Source organism: Arthrobacter zhaoxinii (assembly GCF_025244925.1).
GTDB lineage: Bacteria > Actinomycetota > Actinomycetes > Actinomycetales > Micrococcaceae > Arthrobacter_B > Arthrobacter_B zhaoxinii.
Genome location: NZ_CP104275.1, coordinates 2540386 through 2562370, shown reverse-complemented (window position 1 = coordinate 2562370; position 21985 = coordinate 2540386). Strand labels below are relative to the sequence as shown.

The following is a 21985-nucleotide window of genomic DNA, read 5'->3' as shown; positions in this document are numbered from 1 at the left end:
TTATCGCTTGCCCCGGATTTTGGAGAGAATCAAGGTATGACTCTTAGCGCCACTCACCCGCTGCTGGATGGCCGCACGGCCGACTCGCCCCTGATCACTGCGTACCGCGGCGGCACTCCCGCCCGCCGTCCGGTGTGGTTCATGCGCCAGGCCGGCCGCTCCCTGCCCGAATACCTTAAGGCCCGGGAGGGGATCGGCATGCTGGATTCCTGCCTCCGTCCCGAGCTCGCGGCGGAGATCACCCTGCAGCCGGTGCGCCGGCACGACGTCGATGCGGGCATCTTCTTCTCCGACATCGTGATTCCGCTGAAACTGGCAGGCGTGGACGTGGACATTGTTCCCGGCGTCGGCCCCGTGCTGGGCCGCCCGGTGCGGACCGCCGCCGACGTCGCCGCCCTGCCCCGGCTGACCGAAGAAGCGCTCGAACCCATCCGCGAGGCCGTCCGGCTGACGGTGGCCGAGCTCGGCTCCAAGCCGCTGATCGGGTTCGCCGGTGCACCGTTCACCCTGGCCGCCTACATGGTGGAGGGCAAGCCGTCCCGCGACCACCTCGGCCCGCGCACCATGATGCATGCCGATCCCGATGCCTGGCAGGCCCTGACGGCCTGGGCCGCCGACGCGTCCGGAATGTTCCTGCGCGCGCAGCTCGAAGCCGGCGCCAGCGCCGGCCAGCTCTTTGACTCCTGGGCCGGCTCCCTCGGATTGGCGGACTACGTTCGGCACGTGGCCCCGGCCTCCTCCCGGGCCCTGGACCATGTCCGCGGCCTCGGCGCGCCGCTGGTGCATTTCGGCACCGGCACCTCCGAGCTGCTGGTGGCCATGCGCGACGTCGGCGTGGATGTGGTCGGCGTGGACTACCGGCTGCCGCTGGATGAAGCCAACCGCCGCCTCGGCGGGACGACACCGCTGCAGGGCAACATCGACCCGGCGCTGCTGCGCGCCCCGTGGGACATCCTGGAGGCACACGTCCGCGAGGTCCTCGCCGCCGGTGCCGCCGCGCCGGGCCATGTGGTCAATCTGGGCCACGGCGTGCCGCCGGAAACGGACGCAGCCGTCCTCACACGGGTGGTTGAACTGATTCATTCGGTGGAGCCGTAACCCATGCCGCACCGTTTCCTCGCCAAGCCGGAGAACGCAGCCGGCCGGAGTGCCCGTAAAACCGGTGCACAGCATCCGCCCGAAACGCCGGCAGGCCCCTCGGCCGTCGTTGTGGGCGGCGGCATCTCCGGGCTGATCGCGGCCCGGGACCTGCAGCGTGCGGGCATCCGCGTCACCGTACTGGAGGCTTCGGAAACGTTCGGCGGCTGCGTCGGGCGGCACACCGTCGCCGGCATCCAGCTGGACAGCGGCGCGGAGTCCTTCGCCACGCGCTCACCCGCCGTTCCGGAACTGATCGGGGAACTTGGCCTGGCCGACTCGGTGGCGGCGCCCAACCCGGCCGGGTCCTGGCTGCAGCTGGCAGCGGAAGACCTGCCCTCGGGCGCCCAGCGGATGCCAAGCAGCGGACTGCTCGGCATTCCCGCCGACCCGAGGCACCCGGACATTGTCCATGCCCTGGGGCGTGCCGGTGCGGCCCGGGCGGCCATGGACAAGGTCCTGCCGGTGGGTTCCCTGAACCGCCGCGGGTCCATGAGCCTGGGCGAGGTGGTGCGGACCCGGATGGGCGAGGCAGTGCTCCGCCGGCTCGTCACCCCTGTGGTCGGCGGCGTTTATTCCTCCGACCCCGACATGCTCGACGTCGATTCCGTGGCGCCGGGGCTGCGCGCTGCCATCTCCCGGCACGGCTCCCTTGCCGCAGCCGTGGGTGCTCTGCGTGCGGCGGCCCCCGCCGGATCCGCAGTGGCCGGACTCGACGGCGGCATGGGCCGGCTCACGGAGGCTCTGGTTTCCGACCTGGAAACCTCCGGGGCCCTCCTGCGCACCGGCATCCGTGCCGAATCCCTGGCCCGTGACGCCGAAGACTGGCGGATCCGCTGCAGCGACGGGCAGGAACTGGCCGCCGACGCCGTAGTGGTGGCCGCCGAAGGTCCGGCCGCCGTGGACCTGATCGCCACCGCACTGCCCGAGGTATCCGCCTACCGGCCGCAGCCGGGTCCGGGCGTTGCCCTGGTAACCCTCGTGGTGGACCTGCCGGAACTGGATGCCATGCCGCGCGGCACCGGAGTGCTGGTGGCCCGGGACGTGGAGGGCATCGATGCCAAGGCCATCACCCACGCCACCGCCAAATGGCAGTGGCTCGCGGAGTCCACCGGTCCCGGAACCCACGTGCTGCGCCTGTCCTACGGCCGGGCGCTCTCCCCGGAGGATGCCGCGGCGGAACCGGCGCACGTGGACCGCGCGGATGACGATCTCTTCCGGCAGGCCGTTGCCGATGCGTCCGGCCTGCTGCAGGTCCGGATCAAGGCCGACGACGTCGTGGGCTGGGACGTTGTCCGGTGGGTGGGGGCCCTGCCCTCCGCCGTCGTCGGGCATAAGGACCGGGTGGAGGCCGTCCGTGCGGCCGTGGCCGAAGCACCGGGACTGGAAGCGGTCGGGGCCTGGCTGGCCGGCACCGGCCTGGCGGCAGTCACTGCCGACACCCGGACCCGGATGGCAGCGCTTTTCCGCGCCCTGCTGTGACCTTGCACACTTTCTACACATGGTAGAAGTGCTGTGTTTCGACTTACCTATATGCAAAGGGCAGACTGTTAAACATGAGTGAGACGATGGACCGCAGCCCCGCCGAGGCGGCCGGCAACGAAGAACAGTTCTTTACCCTCTGGACCGTTTTCAAGCGGTCTTCCACGCCCAAAGCACCTGTTTCCGACGGTGCGGTTGAAGCCTTTGAAGCCCTCGCCAAGGACCTGACCGCCAGCAACGTCACGCTCCGCGGCCTCTACGATGTCTCCGCCATGCGCGTGGATGCGGACGTGATGGTCTGGCTGCACGGCAGCGCCCCCGAAGCGCTGCAGGCGGCCCTGCGCCAGGTGCGCCGGACCGAGCTCTTCGCCGGCACCGAGATCGCCTGGTCCGCCATGGGCGTGCACCGCGATGCGGAGTTCTCCAAGAACCACTGGCCGTCCTTTGCCCGGGGGATCGACCCCGAGACCTGGATCTGCGTCTACCCGTTTGTCCGCTCCTATGAGTGGTACCAGCTGCCCGCCGAGGAACGCGGCAAGATGCTGCGTGACCACGGCATGCTCGGCCGCGAATTCCCCCAGGTCCTGGCCAACACCGTGGCCTCCTTCGCCCTCGGCGACTGGGAATGGATCCTGGGCCTGGAAGCTCCCAATCTGGTTGATCTCGTCGACATGATGCGCCACCTGCGTGCCACCGAGGCCCGCAACCACGTCCGTGAAGAAGTCCCGTTCTATACCGGCCGGCGTATTCCGGCCGCCGAAGTTGCCGAGGTACTCAAATGACATCCGCTGTTTCCAACGAGCCCGCTTTCGACCCGTTCGAGGGCGTCGACGACAACGGCCGCATGGCCCCGAAGCACTATGACGCCATCCTGCTGGCATCCTTCGGCGGTCCCGAAGGCCAGGAAGACGTCATCCCCTTCCTCCGCAACGTCACTGCCGGGCGCGGAATCCCCGATGAACGGCTGGAAGAGGTGGCCACCCACTACCGCGCCAACGGCGGCATCAGCCCCATCAACGAGCAGAACCGTGCACTGAAGGCGGCACTGGAAGCCGAACTCGCGCGCCGCGGCGTCGAACTGCCCGTGCTCTGGGGCAACCGGAACTGGGCGCCGTACATCAAGGACGTCCTCCAGGACGCCTACGACAACGGCTACCGCCGCATCCTCATGATCACCACCAGCGTCTACTCCTCGTACTCCAGCTGCCGCCAGTACCGCGAAGACCTGGGCATGAACCTCCTGAAGACCGGACTGGACAAGAAGCTGCACGTGGACAAGGTCCGCCAGTACTTCGACCACCCCGGCTTCGTGGAACCCTTCGTCGAAGGCGTCCGCGAGTCCGTGGCCAAGGTCCGGGCCCAGCTCGCCGCCAAGGGCGTGGAGAACGAAAAGATCGAGATCCTCTTCTCCACCCACTCGATCCCCACCGCCGACGCTGAAGCCTCCGGCCCGCGCGACCGCGAGTTCGAAGAAGGCAGCGCCTACGTCGCCCAGCACCTGGCCAACGCCCGCGCCATCATGGACCGTATCCCCGAAGCCGCAGGCCTGGACTGGCAGCTGGTCTACCAGTCCCGCTCCGGCGCCCCGCACATCCCCTGGCTGGAACCGGACATCAATGACGCGATTGCGGAACTGCCCGCCAAGGGCGTCAACGGCGTAGTGATTGTTCCGCTGGGCTTCGTCAGCGACCACATGGAAGTCCTCTGGGACCTCGACACCGAGGCCATGGATACCTGCAAGGAACTGGGCCTGGCGGCTGACCGCACGCCGACCCCGGGCATCCACGAAACCTTCGTGTCCGGCCTGGTGGACCTGCTGCAGGAACGCACCCTGGAAAACAACATTGCCATCCGCCCCGCCATGACCGACCTCGGCCCCTGGTACGACGTCTGCCGTCCCGGCTGCTGCGCCAACCTGCGCGGCGAAAAGCCGACCATCGCCGGCGCCGATTCCACCGTGGGCGTCGAGTAGTGGCACAGTCGCCCGTCCTCATCGGCACCCGCGGCAGCGCCCTGGCCGTCACCCAGACCACCACCGTCGCCGAGGCACTGTCGGGGCTGGGCGGTTTCGACATCGAACTGGTGCGGGTGCGCACCGAGGGTGACATCAACCGTGCCGCCCTGTCGCAGATCGGCGGCACCGGCGTCTTCGTGGCAGCGCTGCGGGAATCGCTGCTGCGCGGTGACTGCGACGTCGCCGTGCACTCGCTCAAGGACCTGCCCACCGCTCCGGCGGACGGCCTGGCCCTGGGTGCGGTTCCGGAACGCGTGGACGTCCGCGACGTCCTGTGCGCCCGGGACGGCCTGACCCTGGCACAGCTTCCCGCCGGGGCGAAGATCGGCACCGGTTCCCCGCGCCGCGCCGCCCAGCTCCGGGCCGCCCGCCCGGACCTCGAGATCGTGGATATCCGCGGCAACGTGGACACCCGCCTGGGCCGGGTTGCCGGCCTCGTCGAAGGCGCCCCCGGAGACCTCGACGCCGTGGTGCTGGCTGCCGCCGGACTGGCCCGGCTGGGCCGGCTGAACATGGTGACCGAGTACATCGACCCCGCCGTGATGCTGCCCGCCCCCGGACAGGGAGCCCTGGCCGTGGAATGCCGTGCCGCGGACGCAGCCGACGGCGGTCAGCTCGCCAAGGCACTTGCTGCCTACGACCACGCCGACAGCCGCCTCACCGTGGCTGCCGAACGGGCCATGCTCGGCCGGCTTGAAGCAGGCTGCACAGCTCCGGTCGGGGCACTGGCCCGCGTCGACGCCGACGGCATCACGCTCGAGGCAGTGGTCTGCAGCGACGACGGCACGCGCCTGATGCGCCGCACCGCCGTCGCCGGCGAACGCACCGAAGACGCCGCCCGTGCCCTTGGCGTGCAGGTGGCCGAGGAGCTGCTCGCGGCAGGCGCCGGGCAGCTCACCGACCTGCCCGCCAGCTGATGCCCGGCTTCGGGAGCCGCTGAGATGGCAGCCAGGCATCAGGGGCCGGACCTCGCCGGACTGTTCGTTGTTCTTCCACGCACCCCGGACCGTGCTTCGGCGATGGTCCGGGAGCTGGAAGACTGCGGGGCATCCGTGGCGCTGATGCCCCTGATTGATTTCCAGTTCCCCGCGGACACCGCCCTGCTGGACCGCGCCCTGAATTCACTGAAGGCCGGCCGGTTCGCCTGGGTGGTCTTCACCAGTGTCACCACCGTCCGGGCCGTGACCCGCCGGTGCGCAGCGCTGGGCATCCGCCCCGACGCCGTGGTTCCCGCGGACACCCGCATCGCGGCAGTCGGCGCCGGCACGCGGCAGGCACTGGAGGAGATCGGCTTCGATATCGACTTCCTGCCGGACACGGACCAGTCCGCCCGCGGCCTGGCCGCCTCCTGGCCGGATCCGTCGGGATCCGATCCGGAGGGCGGGGACCTGCGGGTGCTGCTCCCGCAGGCCGACGTCGCCGATCCGTCCCTGAACGATGCCCTGACATCACTGGGGTGGGACGTGCGGGCCGTGACCGCATACTGCACCGTGGACTATCCCGCCGCCGGCGTGCGCTTTACCCCGGCGGTCCCCGGGGAGGGGCTGCTGGACCCGGAAGCCTTTGCCGCATCGGCACCCGCCGGACCCCGCGCCGTCGTCCTCACCTCGCCGAGCATTGCCCGCCGGTTCGTGCGCCGCTGCGCGCCGGTCCCCGCCGGAACACTGCTGGTCGCCATCGGCGAGAGCACGGCGGCGCGGATGCGCGAGCTGGGCGCGGACGCGGATGCCGTGGCGAAGCAGCCAACCCCGGCGGGAATAGCGCAGGCACTGTCCATTGCTATGTCTACGGGTCCTACCCCCTAGTTCCCCATCTTTACCGGAAGGCAGAATTACCTCCATGAGCTTCCCCCAGCACCGCCCCCGCCGCCTCCGCACCACCCCCGCCATGCGGCGGCTGACCGCAGAGTTCCGGCTGGATCCCGCCGAGCTGATCCTTCCGGCCTTTGTCCGTGAGGGCATCACCGAGCCCAACCCGCTGACCTCCATGCCCGGCGTCGTCCAGCACACCCTGGACAGCCTCAAAAAAGCCGCCTCCGAAGCGGCAGAGCTGGGCATCGGCGGCATCATGCTCTTCGGCATCCCCGCCGAGCGTGACGCCGTGGGCAGTGCCGGCACCGATCCCCACGGCATCCTCAACCGCGGCATCGCTGCCGTCCGTGAGGAAGTGGGCGACGAACTGGTCATCATGAGCGACGTCTGCCTGGACGAATTCACCGACCACGGACACTGCGGGGTCCTGGATGAAAACGGCGTGGTGGACAATGACACCACCCTGTACATCTACGGCCGGATGGCCGTGGAGCAGGCGCGCGCCGGCGCCCACGTGCTGGGCCCGTCCGGCATGATGGACGGGCAGATCGCCGTCATCCGCCACGCGCTGGACACCGCCGGCTACACCGACGTCTCCCTGTTCGCCTACGCGGCGAAGTATGCCTCCGCGTTCTACGGCCCCTTCCGCGAAGCCGTGGACTCGCAGCTGAAGGGTGACCGCCGCACGTACCAGATGGACGCCTCGAACCGCCGCGAAGCGCTGCTCGAGGTTGAACTGGACCTCGAAGAAGGCGCCGACATGGTGATGGTCAAGCCGGCCATGAGCTACCTCGACGTGCTGGCCGACGTAGCCGCCATGTCCCCGGTCCCCGTGGGCGCTTACCAGATCTCCGGCGAGTACGCGATGATTGAAGCGGCTGCCGCCAACGGCTGGATCGACCGCCGCCGGGCCATCGAAGAGTCCGTGCTGGGCATCAAGCGGGCCGGCGCCAACATGATTCTCACCTACTGGGCCACCGAGCTGGCGGCCTGGCTGAAGGAAAGCAAGTAATGTCCTCACCTGTCTCACCGTCTTCCTCCGAAGAACTCTTTGACCGCGCCCGGGCCCTGATGCCCGGTGGCGTGAACTCCCCGGTCCGGGCCTTCGGCTCCGTGGGCGGCACGCCGCGCTTCATGGTCTCCGCCACGGGCCCGTACATTACGGACTCGGAGGGCCGCGAATACGTGGACCTCGTCTGCTCCTGGGGTCCGGCCCTGGTGGGCCACTCCCACCCGGACGTCCTGGCGGCCGTCCACGCCGCCGTCGACAACGGGCTGTCCTTCGGTGCGTCCACTCCGGCCGAAGCGGAACTGGCGCAGCTGGTAATGGACCGGGTGCCGGGCGTGAAGCGCCTGCGCATGGTGTCCACCGGTACGGAAGCCACCATGACCGCCATCCGGCTGGCCCGCGGCTACACCGGCCGGAACCTGGTCATCAAGTTCGCCGGCTGCTACCACGGCCACCTCGACGGGCTGCTGGCCTCCGCCGGCTCCGGCCTGGCCACCCTGGCGCTGCCCGGCTCGGCCGGCGTCACCGAAGCCACTGCCGCGGAAACGCTGGTGCTGCCGTACAACGACGTAGCCGCCGTCGAGAAGGCCTTCGCTGAACACGGCGCGAACATTGCCGCGGTCATCACCGAAGCAGCACCCGCGAACATGGGCGTGGTCACCCCCGACGAGGGCTTCAACGCCGCCCTGTCCCGCATCACCTCCGCGCACGGCGCGCTGCTGATCCTCGACGAGGTACTCACCGGGTTCCGCACCGGACCGGGCGGCTACTGGGGCCTGACCGGCGCGCAGGAAGGCTGGACGCCGGACCTGTTCACCTTCGGCAAGGTCATCGGCGGCGGCATGCCCGTAGCCGCGCTCGGCGGCCGTGCCGACGTGATGGATTACCTGGCCCCGCTGGGCCCGGTCTACCAGGCCGGCACCCTGTCGGGTAACCCGATCGCGATGGCAGCCGGCGTGGCCACGCTGAAGGCCGCCACCGCCGAGGTCTATGCCACGGTGGATGCACGCTCCGCGGAGCTTTCCGCCGCCGTCTCCGCCGCACTGGAAGCCGCGGGCGTGGACCACAGCATCCAGCGCGCGGGCAGCCTGTTCAGCGTCGCTTTCGGCACCTCCGCCACCGGCGTGCACAACTATGAGCAGGCCCAGGCGCAGGAGTCCTTCCGCTATAAGCCGTTCTTCCACTCGATGCTCGACGCCGGCGTGTACCTGCCGCCGTCCGTGTTCGAGGCCTGGTTCCTCTCCGGCGCCCACGACGACGCCGCGATGAACCGGATCTACGACGCCCTCCCCGCCGCCGCGAAGGCGGCAGCCGAGGCGCAGCCGTAGGTCCGGCGGTTTAGGGCAGTAAAAAACCCCGCACCTCCCTTTGACGGGAGGTGCGGGGTTTTTCGTGTCCGGCCTAGAAAGCGGCGGTCACGTCACCGTTCGGCCAGGTCTCTTCAATGAAGGCCTTGGTTTCGGGGGAGTGGAGCAGTTCCTCGAGCTTGTCGATCCGTGCGTCCTTGTTGCCGGTCTTCCAGACGAGGAAGTTGGCGTACGGGTTGTCCTCGGCAGATTCCACCAGCAGGGCATCGTCCGTGTTCAGCCCGGCTTCGAGGATGTAGTTGCCGTTGATGATGGCAAGGTCCACGGTGGGATCACTGAGGTCATTGACCAGCAGTTCCGGCTGGTTTTCCTGGAAGTCCAGGTCCTTGGGATTCTGTTCCTCGGTCAGGGTCAGCACGGAGGAGTCGTCCGCGATGTCCTTCATGAGTCCGGCCTCTTCAAGCATCTTGAGGGCGCGTGCCTGGTTCGAGGGGTCGTTGGTGACCATGACCCGGGCGCCCTCCTTGATGGTGGAAACGTCCTCGTGCTTCTCCGAGAACGCGGCGTAGGGCTCCACGTGGATGCCGGCGCCGTGCTCGAAGTCGTAGCCCTGGCTCTCCATCTGGGATTCCAGGTAGGGCAGGTGCTGGTAGAAGTTGACGTCGCTGTCGCCGTCGTTGAGGGAAATGTTCGGCGTCACGTAGTCGTCGAACTCCTGGATTTCGAGGTCCAGGCCGGTGCCCTCGGCGAGGTTGTCGCGGACAAACTCCAGGATCCGGGCGTGCGGCGTGGGGCTGGCACCCACGGTGAGGGTGACCGGCTTTTCCGGGTCAAGGCTGTCTACGGCGCTGGAGGCGGAATCAGATCCGCCGCAAGCCGTCAGCGCCAGAGCCGTGGCCACACCGGTGGCAACGAGGGTAAGTGTTTTACGCATCGAATGCGTTCCTTTCACGTAACCCGGGAAGCGGATGTCCGCCGTCCGGGGAAGGTGCAGCTAGCGGCTACTGGCTGCAGGTCCGCAGGGCCCGGGCATGCCGGGCTCTGCGAAGACGGAGGTTAGACCATGGTCTTATCGGGTTCGCGGGCGGTGCCGGCGGGGGCGGCGGCGGGGCTGATGCCTTCTGCCGCGGCAGCCGGGCGGCTGCGCCGTCCGGTACCTGAGGCCGACCGGTGGTCCACCCGGCGCGAGGCGAAGTCGCCGGCCAGCTGGATGATCTGGACGAGGGCCACGATGATGACGATCGTGACCACCATGACCTGGGTGTCGAAGCGCTGGACGCCGTAGTTGTAGGCCAGCCGGCCGAGGCCGCCGCCGCCGACGATGCCGGCCATGGCGGAGTAGCCCACGAGGGTCACCAATGTGGTGGTCAGGGCGGCGACGAGTCCGGGCAGGGCTTCGCGCAGCAGCACCTTGGTGACCACCTGCATCTTGGTTGAGCCCATCACCAGGGCCGCATCGATCTTGCCGCCGGAGACGTCGCGGAGCGCGTTTTCCACCAGCCGGGCAAAGAACGGGATGGTCGCGATGCTCAGCGAAACCGAGGCCGCCACGGGGCCGATCGAGGTGCCGGTGATGAGGCGTGCCAGCGGAATCAGGGTGACCATCAGGATGGCGAACGGCACGGACCGGGTGATGTTGACGATGATGTCGCTGACAATCCGGTTGACGATCTTCATGGGGAGCAGGCCCCCGGGGGCGCTGACGTGCAGGAACACGCCCAGCGGCAGCCCGATCAGCAGGGTGAAGAACCCGGCGATGCCCACCATCTGGAGGGTCTCCACCACGGCCTCCGGCAGGGCCTTGGTGATTCCGGGGTTGTCGAAGAGTCCGGTCAGGAAGTTCATGCTGCCACCTCCACGGTGACGCCCTGCAGGGCGAGGTATTCATGGACGGCGGCCATGTCGGTGTGCGTATCCAACTGGATGCGCAGCCGTCCGAAGCGGGTGCCGGCCAGCAGCTCTACGCTGCCGGCAAGAACGTTGACGTCGGTGTCGAACCGGCGGGTCAGTGCGGACAGCACCGGATCCGAGGTGGTCTGGCCCGTGAACAGCAGTTCCAGGACCGGACCGCCGGGTGACGGCGGAGTGACGGGCAGCGGGATCAGCTGCTTGGCCAGCCGGCCGCGCAGGTCCGAGGCAACCTCGCGCAGCGGGCCGTGTTCCACGACGCGTCCGGCTTCCAGCAGGGACACCGAATCGCAGATCCGCTTCACCACGTTCATTTCGTGCGTGATGATCAGGACCGTCAGGTCCAGGCGGCGGGTGAGGTCGGAAATGAGGTCCAGGATGTCATCCGTGGTGCTGGGGTCCAGTGCCGAGGTCGGCTCGTCGCACAGCAGTACGTCCGGATCGGAGGCCAGCGCCCGGGCAATGCCCACACGCTGTTTCTGTCCGCCCGAAAGCTGGGCGGGGTATGCCCCGGCACTGCCTTCCAGTCCCACGAGGGCCAGGAGTTCCTGTACGCGGGCATCGATGACGCTCTTCTTGGTGCCGACGAGTTCCAGCGGGTGCGCGATGTTGGCGGCGGCTGTGCGGGAATCCATGAGGTTCGCGTGCTGGAACACCATCCCGATGCGGCGGCGGGCCGCACGGATCTCGGAGTCCTTGACCGCGGTCAGCTCACGGCCGTCGATGGTGACGGAGCCCGACGTCGGCCGGTCCAGCAGGGTCAGGCAGCGGACCAGGGTGGACTTACCGGCACCGGAGTGCCCGATGATCCCGTGGATCGACCCCTTGGGCACGCTCAGGCTCACGCCGTCCAGTGCGGTGACGGTTCGCTCGCCCTGCCGGTAGACCTTGCGAAGGTCGGTAACTGTGATCATTCGTCCTCGTCATATGCGTTAGATGGCCGGCCCGGAGCATGCAGAAAGGGGCACGGTTCTGTGCCGTGCCTGGATGCCGGCCGTGCGGAGGGGTGTCTGCCAATCTCGTGGCGCGAGACGTCACGCGCGTTCAGTACACGCGGGTACGCCTGGGGCGCCATCAGCGCCAAACACAGTAACCAGTATCGCATGATGGCTGCGGCGACCCGGCCAAAGTGACGGCCTGTGAAGAGGTTCGCAGGAGGTATGCAGCCAGGAATCAGGCGGGATCCAGGACGGAACCGGGTTCGCGGTCCGGTGCGGCCCGGAACGGCCAGCTTCCGTCAATGACGGCTTCCGGGTCCCGGCGCCGGAGGTAGTCCTGGAAACTGGCGGCCTGGCCGGCGGCCCAGCTGACCTGGGAATCGTGCAGGGTGCGTGCGTCGCACTGGAGTTCCGGATACTTTTCCGCCATGACCGCGGCCACGGACAGGGTGGCCGCGACGTCGGCGGCGGAGGTGTGGGCGTTCTCGAAGCCGACGCCGTAGTGCTCGGCCATGGCGGTGAGGGTGCGCTTGCCGCGGCGGAACCGGTCCACCTGCTTGTCCAGGATGTACGGGTCGATCACGGGCATGGGATGGGGGACCGTCAGCCCGAAGCGCTCGCATTCGCGGGCCAGCACGGTGAAGTCATAGCAGGCGTTGAACGCCAGGACCGGAATCCCGGCGGCAAACATACCGGCCAGCACCTCCGCCACCTCGGCTGTGACTGCGGCGGGGTTCCCGCCCTCCGCCCGGGCGCGTTCGTTGGTGATGCCGTGGATGGCTGCCGCCTCTGCCGGGATGGGGATCTCCGGGCAGGCCAGCCACTCGTGGTGCTGCAGGGTCTCGCCCCGGCCGTTGACCAGGATGATGGATGCGGTGACGATCCGCGCGGTCTGCGGATCCCGGCCGGTGGTCTCCAGATCGAAGGCCGCGCGGGGAAGTTCATGCCAGCTGTTCATGCAACAAACCTATCCGGGCGCGGTGACATTCCCGGGATTGGCGGCAGCCGCGGCGGCGTCGGTACCCTACTGGATATGCGCAGGGACTATGCCGACGCGGTGCTCGCTGTGGCCGATCTCATACCGCCCGGACGTGTGCTGTCCTACGGCGACATTGCCGAGCTGCTCGACGCCGGCGGTCCGCGGCAGGTGGGCGCGGTGATGTCCGCGCGGGGCTCCGAGGTCTGCTGGTGGCGGGTCCTGCGGTCCTCGGGGCAGCCGCTGAGATACCACGAGGTGCGCGCCTGGGAGCACTACCGGCAGGAGGGCACCCCGGTGCGCGGGACGGCGGACGACGACGGCGCCGGCTATCGGGTGCGGATGGACAGTGCCCGCTGGCAGCCCGGCGAGGCGGAATGGAAACTCCTGGACAGCCTCCGGGGAGGTCTGCGTTAGTCCGGCCCGGGCGGCGTCGACCCGGACACCGGGAGCTTCGAAGCGCCGATATCAGGAATGTCGGAGGGACATGATGAAGTGGAACCATGAGCGTTGAACTCCAACTCGTCGGGCCGGCTGCAAGCGCGTTGTCCGCGCCCCGGCTCAGCGCGGACCAGCAGGCCGTGGTGGACCTGCCCACGGGCAGCGGACCCGTCCTTGTCCTGGGAGCGCCGGGAACCGGCAAGTCCACCGTCCTGGTGGAAGCCGCCGTCGCACGGATCGAACGCGACGGGCTGGACCCTTCCCATCTGCTGATGCTGGCACCCTCCCGGCTTGCCGCGGCCGGCCTGCGGGATGCGCTTTCGGCCCGGCTGCAGGGAACCCTGAGCACCGCGCCCGCCAGGACCTGGGCCTCCTACGCCTTCGACCTGATCCGGCGCGCCAAGACCGAAGGCCGCCTGCCGTACCTCACGCGGGCGCCGAAGCTGCTCTCCGGCGCCGAACAGGACGTCATCATCAAGGAACTGCTGGCCGGACACGGACAGCAGGGAGTGCCGGAACTTCCATGGCCGGACAGCCTGGACCAGGCTCTGGGCACCCGCGGCTTCCGCCAGGAAATCCGCCAGCTCTTCGACCGTGTGATCGAGTACGGCATCTCCGCCGAAGAACTGCGTGAACTGGGGCAGCGGCACGGCCGTCCGGACTGGGAGGCGGCCGCAGAGCTTTACGCCGAGTACCGGGACGTCCTGGACCTGCGCATGCCCGAGTCCTTCGACCCGGCAGGCATCATTACTTCGGCCCTGAACATCCTGCACTCGGACCCGGAGTTCCTGGCCGCCGAACAGGAGCGCCAGCAGCTGGTGCTGGTGGATGACCTGCAGGAAGCCAACCCCGCCATCCACAGCCTTTACGCACTGCTGGCCGGTACCGGAGATTCCATCGCCGCCGCCTGCCCCGACACCGTGGTGCAGGGTTTCCGCGGTGCGCGCCCGGATCTGGTGGGCCGGCTGGCCGAACGCTTCGAGGGCAGGCTCGATACCCGCGTCCTGACCACTTCACACCGCCTGACCGGGTCGCTGGCCGGTGCCTGGACCCGGACTGCCTCGAGGATTTCCGTGGTCGGCCAGCTGCCCTCCTACCGCACTGCCGTGGCAGATGCCCGGTTCATCGGGACGGCGCCCGGGGGCGGCAACGTCCAGGAGGCACCCGAGGCACTCGAGGCTCCGGAAACAACTGCGGCCCAGAAGGCCACGGAGACCCCCGAAGTCCCGGAGATACCGGCTGCGGGCACGGCCGAGGCGCATGTCGTGGACACTCCCATGCACGAGCAGCGTTACGTGGCGCAGCGGATCCTGGAAGCCCAGCTGCTGCAGGACCGCTCGCTCGAGGACATCGCCGTCATTGTCCGCACCGGCGCCCAGCTGGCTGCCCTCCAGCGCTATCTCACCGGACAGGGGATTGAGGTCAAGGTCCCCGTCGCGGAACGGGCGGTGCGCGATGAAGCCGCCGTCCGTCCGCTGCTGGACGCGTTTGCCGTCGTCCTGGACCCGGAGCTGCTCACCCCCGAACTGGCAGTGTCACTGCTGACCTCGCGCATCGGCGGCGCGAGCACGCTGGAACTGCGCCGGCTGAGGCAGGCACTGCGCCGCGAAGAGCGCAGCGCAGGCGGCGGACGGACCAGCGACGCACTGCTGGTGGAATCGCTGCTGGACCCCGAGTCGGAGTCCGGGCGGGCACTGGCCGGCCTGAGCTGGGATGCCCGTCCGGCCGCCCAGCGCATTTCCGCCATGCTCGCCGCCGGGCGGGAGGCTGCCCGGGAACCCGGTGCCACGGCGGAGACGGTCCTGTGGGCACTGTGGTCCGTCTCCGGCTGGTCCAAGCGGTGGGCGGAAACGGCGCTCTCCGGCGGCCCGGGTGCTTCCCGCGCGGACCGGGACCTGGACGCGATCATGGCCCTGTTCCAGACCGCGGAACGGTACGTTGACCAGCTGCCCGGTTCCACCCCGGCGCAGTTCCTCGATTACCTCACCAGCTCCGAACTGCCCATGGATACCCTGGCCGCACGGGCCCAGCGCCGCGAGGCCGTGGAACTGCTGACCCCTGCCAGCGCGGCAGGCCGCGAATGGCCGATGGTGATTGTCGCCGGCATCCAGCAGGATGTCTGGCCCAACCTCCGCCTCCGCGGCGAACTGCTGGGCAGCGGGGAACTCGTGGCGGCCGTGGAACACGGGGACAACTTCCGTGCCCACCGCAGCCCGCTGACGCTGATGCAGTCTATCCGCTTCGACGAACTGCGCAGCTTCTCCACCGCCATCTCCCGTGCCCGCGAAGTGCTGATCTGCACGGCGGTCTCCTCCGAGGACGAACAGCCCTCCGCCTTCCTGGACCTGGTGGCACCGCTGGAGCCGGGAGCCGAAAAGCGTCAGCGCACCGAGGTCCTGCGCCCGTACACGCTGCGCTCGCTGGTCGCCGAACTGCGCCGGTACGCCCAGCAGCCGGACGAAGACCCTGAGTTGGCCGCCGAAGCCGTCCATCACCTGGGCACCATGGTGAACCACGCCGTGCCGGTCCCGGGAGCCCACCCCGGGAAGTGGTGGGGACTCGCGCCGCTGTCCAGTGAAGCTCCGATCCTGCCCCCGGAGGCCCGGATTCCGGTGTCGCCTTCCAAGGTCGACGCCGTGCTGAAATCTCCGCTGAGCTGGTTCGTCTCCGCGGCCGGCGGCGAGCAGGCCACCGACTTCGCCCGGTCCTTGGGCACGCTGGTGCACTCCATCGCGCAGGACATGCCGGACGCCGCCGGCAGCGAATACGTGCAGGAGCTGCAGAAACGCTGGCCGTCCCTGGGCATGAAGGACAACTGGGAAGGCCAGATGGACTACCAGCGGGCCGAAACCATGGTCCGCAAACTGGCCGAATACGTCATCACCATGCGCCGCAGCGGCCGCTCGCTCGTCGCCGTCGAAAAGGACTTCGAGGTGGAGCTGCCGGTGGAGATCGACGGCGCGGTCCGCACCGCCCTGCTGCGCGGCCAGATCGACCGCCTGGAAGTCGATGCCGACGGCCGCCTGTTCATCGTGGACCTGAAGACTGGCAAGTCCGCCCCGAAGAAGGACGATCTGCAGGGGCATCCGCAGTTGGCCGCCTACCAGGAGGCCGTTCGGGAAGGTGCCCTGCCGGACGCCCCGAGGGTGCCCGGCGGCGCCGCCCTGGTGCAGCTGGGCACCACCAACAAGGGGGTTTCCGTGCAGGAACAGCAGCCCCTGGACCCGGACGACACCACGGCGCGGGACATGGTCCGCAACGCGGCCGCGCTGATGTCCGCGGCATTCTTCGAAACGGTCCACGATCCGGGCCGCAGCGGCTTTGGCGGCAACGGCTGCCGGTTGCCCGAAATCTGTCCTCTCTGCGCTGAAGGAAAGCAGGTCACCGAGTGAGTGCGTCCGTAACCGACGAGGTTCCCGGCGGGCTGCCGCAGGCCGCGCCCGTCCCGAAGTACTCCGCGAGGCGGCTGGCGGAACTGCTGCATACCGATCCGAACTCAGACGTGCAGTACCCCACCGACGACCAGATCGGCATCATCGAGGGTCCCCTTGAGCCGCTGCTGGTGATCGCCGGTGCCGGGTCGGGCAAAACCAAGACGATGGCGGACCGCGTGGTCTGGCTGGTGGCCAACGAACTGGTCCGGCCCGAACAGATCCTCGGGGTCACCTTCACCCGCAAGGCAGCGGGCGAGCTGGCCTCCCGCATCCGGGCGCGCCTGAACCTGCTCTACCACCAGCTCGACGCCGGACCCGGCGGAGCAGCGGATCCGGATACCGCCGGCGGCGGCGAGGAACGGATGGAGCCGAGTGTCTCCACCTACCATTCCTACGCGAACGGCATCGTGAACGACTACGGCCTGCGGATCGGCGTCGAACGCGATTCCGTGATGCTTGGCGGCGCGCAGTCGTGGCAGCTGGCCAATGAGGTGGTGGAAGCCTATTCCGGGGACTACGAACATTTCACTGCCGCCAAGTCCACCCTGGTCGGCGCAGTGCTGCAGATGGCCGGTGAATGCTCCGAGCACCTGCGCACCCCTGCCGAGGTCCGTGCCGAACTCGCTGCCCACGTGGACGCGGTCACAGCCCTGCCCTATCAGTTCGGCAAACCCAAGGAACCCACCCAGGCCGCTCGGAAGCTGATCAACCGCCTGCGGACGCGCATCTCCGTGACCGAACTGGTGGAGGCCTACCAGCGGGCCAAGGCGGAACGCCGGCAGCTGGACTTCGGCGACCTGGTGGAGCTGGCGGCACGGATCGCGGCCACCATCCCCGAAGCGGTGGAGATGGAACGCGCCAAGTACAAGGTGGTCCTGCTGGACGAGTTCCAGGACACCTCCCACGCGCAGATGGTCCTGTTCTCCAACCTGTTCGGCGACGGCCGCTCCGTCACCGCCGTCGGGGATCCGCACCAGTCCATTTACGGGTTCCGCGGGGCCTCCGCCGGCCAGCTGGGCACCTTCCGGGAGAAGTTCCCGCTGTTCACCGACACCGGCCGCCAGCTCGCGCCGCTGGCCAATCTGTCCGTGGCCTGGCGGAACTCCACCTCCGTGCTGGCCGCGGCCAACACCGTCTCCACCGCGCTCAACGGCGTTGCCCCCTGGCTCAAGCACCAGCGCCTGCCGCACGTACCCGAGCTGCAGGCCAGGGAAAATGCCCCCGTCGGCGAGGTGTATCTGGGCCGTTACCTCTGTGATGTCTCGGTGGAGCCCGGCAAGGGCACTCCGGAGCGGATCCTGGGGGAGGCGGAAGCCGTGGCGGAGCAGGTGGCCTTCCACCGCAGCCGCAAAGCCGAGCTGGGCGGGTTTGATGACCGCGGCAAGGAACAGACCCCCACCGTGGCGGTGCTGTGTCGGGGACGCAAGCAGTTCGAGCCGATCCGCAAGGAACTGGAGCAGCGCGGCATTCCGGTGCAGATTGTCGGCCTGGGCGGACTGCTGTCCACCCCCGAAGTGGTTGACCTGCTCGCGGTCCTGCGGGTCCTGGGCGATCCGGGACGTTCGGATTCCATGCTGCGGATCCTGGCCGGAGCCCGGTGGCGGATCGGTCCGGCGGACCTTATGGCGCTGGCGGACTGGTCCCGGCACCTGGTCCGGGTCCGTGAACGGGCCGTCCGGGTGGCCGACGCCGCCGATATCCACGGCCCGGATGAAGCTCCGGACCTGGTGGTGGAGGCGGACCTGGTGGAGGCCGGCAGTCTGGTGGAAGCCGTGGACTCCCTGCCGCGTCCCGGCTGGGTCTCCAGCGCCGGACGGTCCCTCTCCGAGGAGGGGCTGAAGCGCCTGACGCAGCTGCGGAACGAGCTCCGGGACCTGCGCGGGTTTGTCGGCGAGGATCTGACCACGCTGATCGGCGAGGTGGAGCGCCGGATCCTGCTCGACATCGAGGTCGCGGCAAAGCCCGGGGTTACCCTGCACGAGTCCCGGCGGAACCTGGACGCATTCATCGACGCCGCAGCCACGTTCAGCTCCTCCGCGGAGCGGGTGGACCTGGCCGCCTTCCTCGCCTGGCTGGAAGCCGCCAACTCCGAGGAAAACGGCCTGCCCGTGACACCGCTGGAACCGAGCCGCGAAGCGGTCCAGCTCCTCACCGTCCATGCGTCCAAGGGCCTGGAATGGGACATCGTGGTGGTCCCCGGACTGAACGAAGCCTCGTTCCCCAGCGACAAGGATTCGCGCTGGAGCAGCGGAGATTCCTCCATCCCGTGGACCCTGCGCGGCGACAGCCTGGACCTGCCGCAGTGGGACTGGGAACAGGTGGACCAGAAGTCCTGGCTGGACAGCGAAAAGCTCTTCAGCGAAGACGCCAAGGGGCACGCCGAACGGGAGGAACGGCGGCTGGCCTACGTGGCGTTCACCCGCGCCAAGTCCGTGCTGATCTGCACCTCCTCCGCCTGGGGCGGAGGACGGTCCAAACCGCTGGGCGTGTCACGGTACCTCCAGGACCTCTACGACCTGGAACAGTCCGGCGCCGCGGGCTACCGGCTCCTGCACTGGGTGACGCCCGAAGACGAGGGCACGGAAAACCCTGCCAATGCCGAGACGGAGCGGGCCAAGTGGCCGATTGATCCGCTCGGACCCCGCAGGCAGGCAATGGAAGCCGCTGCGGAGGCCGTCCTGGAGTCTGCCGGACACCGGGCGGCACGGGCCGCGGCCCGGGAGGAAGGCCGGGCGGAGGACGATGTTTCCCCCGTGGGGGAGGCCGCACCGGATACGGCTCAGGCTCCGGCCCCCTCCGGACGCTGGAGCCGGGAAACGGAACTCGTCCTGGCCCGGCACCGGCCGCCGAACGAAGTGGTGCAGGTGGAACTCCCCGCCCACATTTCAGCGTCCATGCTGGTGGATCTGAAGGACAACCCGGCGGAGGTCACCCGCCAGCTCCGCCGGCCGGTTCCGCGCCAGCCGGGGATGGCCGCCCGCAAGGGCACCGCCTTCCACGCGTGGGTCGAGGAATTCTTCGGTACCAGCGGAATGCTGGACATCGACGAATACCCGGGGGCCGCCGACGCCTATGTGGATGAGGCCTATCAGCTCGAGGACATGATCGCCACGTTCGAGGCCTCGGACTGGGCGCAGCGGACGCCTGCCTTCATCGAAGTGCCGGTGGAGACCAAGGTGGACACCGTCGTCGTCCGCGGCCGGATCGACGCGGTGTTCCAGGACGCGGACGGCACCTGGGACCTCATCGACTGGAAAACCGGCGCCCCGCCGTCGTCGCAGAAGCTTGATGTGCGGTCCGTGCAGCTGGCGGTGTACCGGCTGGCGTGGGCGCGGCTCAAGGGGGTTCCCCTGGAGAAGGTGCGCGCCGCCTTCTACTATGTGGCGGCGGACAAGCTGATCCGCCCCTACAACCTGGCCGGTGAAGCCGAACTCGAGGAGATCATCCGCGAGGCAGCAAAAACCCCGTCCGCCGGGTTCTGATCCGGCGGACGGGGTCGGTTGCTGAACCGGTTGGGGGAGGGTCAGGGGACAGCTCGCCGAAGCGTGGCGTAGGACGTGAGGGCAAGCAGTGCACCGGCAGCCAGCAGCCAGCCGGCCAGGGAGAGCGGCGTCAGCTGCACTATCCAGGCGCCGACGGAAGCCCAGGCCTCCCGCCAGGTGATCAAGGCGATGACTCCCAGCAGGACGGCGCCGGCACCCACCAGCGCTGCCGTGAGTCCAATCGTCCGCCACCGCTTGTAGATGGTCGAACTCCAGAAGCCCAGCAGGAACAGCAGGATGGTGACCGCGAAATAGAAGAGGATCTGGGTGTACCAGGCGCCCTCGGCAATCCACGGGATGGCGAAGATGGCGCCCTTCATGCCCCAGCCGTCGGTCGCCTGCTCCACCAGCCCCAGTACCCAGTACAGGACCGCCAGAGCCAGGGCGACCAGGGAGAACAACCCGATCGTGCCGATGTAGAAGGCGCGCCGGCTGACGCTGAGGGCCTGCGAGAAGGGGAAGAGCAGGGTCATGGCCTGGATCCCCAGGGCAAAGAAGTACCACATCACCGCCTGCCCGGAGCCCGAAATGACGTTCGAGGCATCATCCGGGATCATCGCGAAGATGGCCAGCGAAATCAGCGTGGAGGATGCCAGGATAATCAGCGGAATCCACAGGTAGATCCACTTATTGGTCAGCTGCATCCGCGCCACGGCTACTGCACGGTTCATTGGAACGCCTCCAGGCTGTCTGTTGCCGCAGTGCCGGACGGCTTCTCTACGCCGTCGGCCTGCAGGGTCTTGCGGACAATGAGTTGCTGCAGGGACACCGGCGTCAGCTGCAGCCCAAGCTCGGCGGCTTCCCGGCGCCCGGCGTCGCCGAGCCGGTGCTCTACGGTCACCGAAGCGAGGGACCCCAGGGCTTCGCGGTGCAGTACCGGATACCCGGCGATGAAAGCCTCGACGATGTCCGCCGTGCCGCTGATGGTCACGGCACTGCCCCTGATGTTCTCTGCGTCGTCATTCAGGACAATCCTGCCGTTGTCGATCACGATCACATGCTCCAGGAGGAGGGCGACCTCGTCGATCAGATGCGAGGAGAGCATGATGGTGCGCGGATGCTCGGCGAAGTCTTCGACCAGCCGGTCGTAGAAGATCTGCCGGGCCACGGCGTCGAGCCCCAGGTAGGGTTCGTCAAAGAAGGTGATGTCGGCACGCGATGCCAGTCCGAGAACCACTCCGACGGCGGACAGCTGGCCGCGGGAAAGTTTCTTCAACCGGCGCTTGACCGGGAGGTGGAATTCCTCCGCGAGCGAGGCGGCGAACCCGGCATCCCAGTTGGGATAAAGGAGCCCGGCGGATGCGAAGGCGTTGGCAGCGGTGAAATCGTCCGGGTACTTCTGCGATTCGCGGACGAAGCACAGCCGTCGCAGCACCCGGTCATTCTCGAAGGGGTGTTCTCCGAAAACCCGTACCTCACCGGAAGACTCAAAGCCCTGGGCCGTGAGGATGGACATCAGGGTTGTCTTGCCCGCCCCGTTGCGTCCGAGCAGCCCATAAATGCGGCCGCCGGAGATATCCAGGTCAACGTTGTCGAGCGCTAGCTGGTCCCGGTAACGGCGTGTGAGGTTCCGGGTTTCTATCACGTTCGTGGTGCCGGCAGTCATGGCGCCATGCTCCCTTCGGTGTCGACGGCGCTGCGCTGAATCAATCCGGCGAGCTGGGTGCCGTCAATACCCAGCTTCCGCGCTTCGATTGTCAGCGGTCGGACGTACTGCTCGTAGAACTGTTCCCGCCGCTTTTTGAGGACGGCTTCCCTGGCTCCTGGCGCCACAAACATGCCGATGCCCCTGCGCTTATAGAGGATGCCCTCATCCACGAGGAGATTGATGCCCTTGGCCGCCGTTGCCGGGTTGATCCGGTAGAAGGCCGCGAATTCATTGGTGGAAGGCACCTGACTTTCCTCCTTGAGGGTTTCGTCAAGGATGTCGCCTTCGACGCGTTCGGCGATCTGCTGAAAGATCGGCCTGCTGTCATCTATCAAAGC

General features: G+C 68.3%; 18 protein-coding genes. 11 read left to right on the top strand and 7 right to left on the bottom strand.

What is annotated here, in order from left to right; genetic code table 11:
- Positions 1 to 36: 36 nt before the first annotated feature.
- From hemE to hemL, 8 genes are all read left to right on the top strand, one after another.
- On the top strand, positions 37 to 1098 hold the full coding sequence (hemE, locus tag N2K95_RS11915) for a uroporphyrinogen decarboxylase (RefSeq protein WP_260651729.1): 1062 nt from the start codon (positions 37 to 39) through the stop codon (positions 1096 to 1098).
- A gap of 3 nt (positions 1099 to 1101) precedes the next feature.
- Complete coding sequence (hemG, locus tag N2K95_RS11910; RefSeq protein WP_260651728.1) at positions 1102 to 2619, top strand: protoporphyrinogen oxidase; 1518 nt, start codon at positions 1102 to 1104, stop codon at positions 2617 to 2619.
- Between the two features lie 74 nt (positions 2620 to 2693).
- On the top strand, positions 2694 to 3401 hold the full coding sequence (hemQ, locus tag N2K95_RS11905) for a hydrogen peroxide-dependent heme synthase (RefSeq protein WP_260651727.1): 708 nt from the start codon (positions 2694 to 2696) through the stop codon (positions 3399 to 3401).
- Entirely contained in the window at positions 3398 to 4591 is a 1194-nt protein-coding gene (locus N2K95_RS11900) for a ferrochelatase (RefSeq protein WP_255790282.1), read from the top strand. The genes hemQ and N2K95_RS11900 overlap by 4 nt, the downstream gene beginning before the upstream one ends.
- The gene (gene hemC / locus N2K95_RS11895) at positions 4591 to 5550 is read left to right on the top strand and encodes a hydroxymethylbilane synthase (RefSeq protein WP_260651726.1); all 960 of its coding nucleotides are present in this window, start codon (positions 4591 to 4593) and stop codon (positions 5548 to 5550) included. Before N2K95_RS11900 ends, hemC begins: the two co-directional genes overlap by 1 nt.
- 24 nt (positions 5551 to 5574) lie before the next feature.
- Positions 5575 to 6438, top strand: coding sequence for a uroporphyrinogen-III synthase (locus tag N2K95_RS11890; RefSeq protein ID WP_260651725.1), 864 nt, complete (start codon positions 5575 to 5577; stop codon positions 6436 to 6438).
- Positions 6439 to 6472: 34 nt separating this feature from the next.
- The gene (gene hemB, locus N2K95_RS11885; protein WP_260651724.1) at positions 6473 to 7456 is read left to right on the top strand and encodes a porphobilinogen synthase; all 984 of its coding nucleotides are present in this window, start codon (positions 6473 to 6475) and stop codon (positions 7454 to 7456) included.
- Positions 7456 to 8781, top strand: a complete 1326-nt coding sequence (gene hemL, locus N2K95_RS11880) for a glutamate-1-semialdehyde 2,1-aminomutase (RefSeq protein ID WP_260651723.1) — start codon at positions 7456 to 7458, stop codon at positions 8779 to 8781. Before hemB ends, hemL begins: the two co-directional genes overlap by 1 nt.
- A gap of 73 nt (positions 8782 to 8854) precedes the next feature.
- On the opposite strand, the gene N2K95_RS11875 is transcribed toward hemL, so the two are convergent.
- The 4 genes from N2K95_RS11875 to N2K95_RS11860 all read right to left on the bottom strand — a co-directional run bounded on the left by N2K95_RS11875 (position 8855) and on the right by N2K95_RS11860 (position 12564).
- Positions 8855 to 9694, bottom strand: coding sequence for a MetQ/NlpA family ABC transporter substrate-binding protein (locus N2K95_RS11875; RefSeq protein ID WP_260651722.1), 840 nt, complete (start codon positions 9692 to 9694; stop codon positions 8855 to 8857).
- Positions 9695 to 9816: 122 nt separating this feature from the next.
- The gene (locus N2K95_RS11870; RefSeq protein ID WP_260651721.1) at positions 9817 to 10605 is read right to left on the bottom strand and encodes a methionine ABC transporter permease; all 789 of its coding nucleotides are present in this window, start codon (positions 10603 to 10605) and stop codon (positions 9817 to 9819) included.
- Positions 10602 to 11582: a methionine ABC transporter ATP-binding protein gene (locus N2K95_RS11865; protein ID WP_260651720.1), complete on the bottom strand. Its 981-nt coding sequence runs from the start codon at positions 11580 to 11582 to the stop codon at positions 10602 to 10604. Before N2K95_RS11865 ends, N2K95_RS11870 begins: the two co-directional genes overlap by 4 nt.
- Before the next feature lie 259 nt (positions 11583 to 11841).
- A complete protein-coding gene (locus N2K95_RS11860) occupies positions 11842 to 12564 on the bottom strand; it encodes a 3'-5' exonuclease (RefSeq protein WP_260651719.1) in 723 nt (240 codons plus the stop codon).
- A 75-nt stretch (positions 12565 to 12639) separates the two neighbouring features.
- Between N2K95_RS11860 and N2K95_RS11855 the strand changes: the two genes are divergently transcribed.
- The 3 genes from N2K95_RS11855 (at position 12640) to N2K95_RS11845 (ending at position 19939) form a co-directional block, all read left to right on the top strand.
- Positions 12640 to 12999 carry an MGMT family protein gene (locus tag N2K95_RS11855; protein ID WP_260651718.1) on the top strand — a complete coding sequence of 120 codons (360 nt, stop codon included), beginning with the start codon at positions 12640 to 12642 and terminating at the stop codon, positions 12997 to 12999.
- Positions 13000 to 13085: 86 nt separating this feature from the next.
- Positions 13086 to 16415 carry an ATP-dependent helicase gene (locus N2K95_RS11850; RefSeq protein WP_260651717.1) on the top strand — a complete coding sequence of 1110 codons (3330 nt, stop codon included), beginning with the start codon at positions 13086 to 13088 and terminating at the stop codon, positions 16413 to 16415.
- Positions 16412 to 19939 (top strand): ATP-dependent helicase, encoded by a 3528-nt coding sequence (locus tag N2K95_RS11845; protein ID WP_260651716.1) that lies wholly within the window; start codon positions 16412 to 16414, stop codon positions 19937 to 19939. The genes N2K95_RS11850 and N2K95_RS11845 overlap by 4 nt, the downstream gene beginning before the upstream one ends.
- Before the next feature lie 41 nt (positions 19940 to 19980).
- Here N2K95_RS11845 and N2K95_RS11840 read toward each other — a convergent pair whose 3' ends face one another.
- From N2K95_RS11840 to N2K95_RS11830, 3 genes are read right to left on the bottom strand one after another with little or no spacing between them, the layout of a single operon-like run.
- Positions 19981 to 20670 carry a hypothetical protein gene (locus tag N2K95_RS11840; RefSeq protein WP_260651715.1) on the bottom strand — a complete coding sequence of 230 codons (690 nt, stop codon included), beginning with the start codon at positions 20668 to 20670 and terminating at the stop codon, positions 19981 to 19983.
- On the bottom strand, positions 20667 to 21605 hold the full coding sequence (locus N2K95_RS11835) for an ABC transporter ATP-binding protein (protein ID WP_260651714.1): 939 nt from the start codon (positions 21603 to 21605) through the stop codon (positions 20667 to 20669). Before N2K95_RS11835 ends, N2K95_RS11840 begins: the two co-directional genes overlap by 4 nt.
- Positions 21602 to 21982, bottom strand: a complete 381-nt coding sequence (locus N2K95_RS11830; RefSeq protein WP_227918398.1) for a GntR family transcriptional regulator — start codon at positions 21980 to 21982, stop codon at positions 21602 to 21604. Before N2K95_RS11830 ends, N2K95_RS11835 begins: the two co-directional genes overlap by 4 nt.
- Positions 21983 to 21985: the final 3 nt, after the last annotated feature.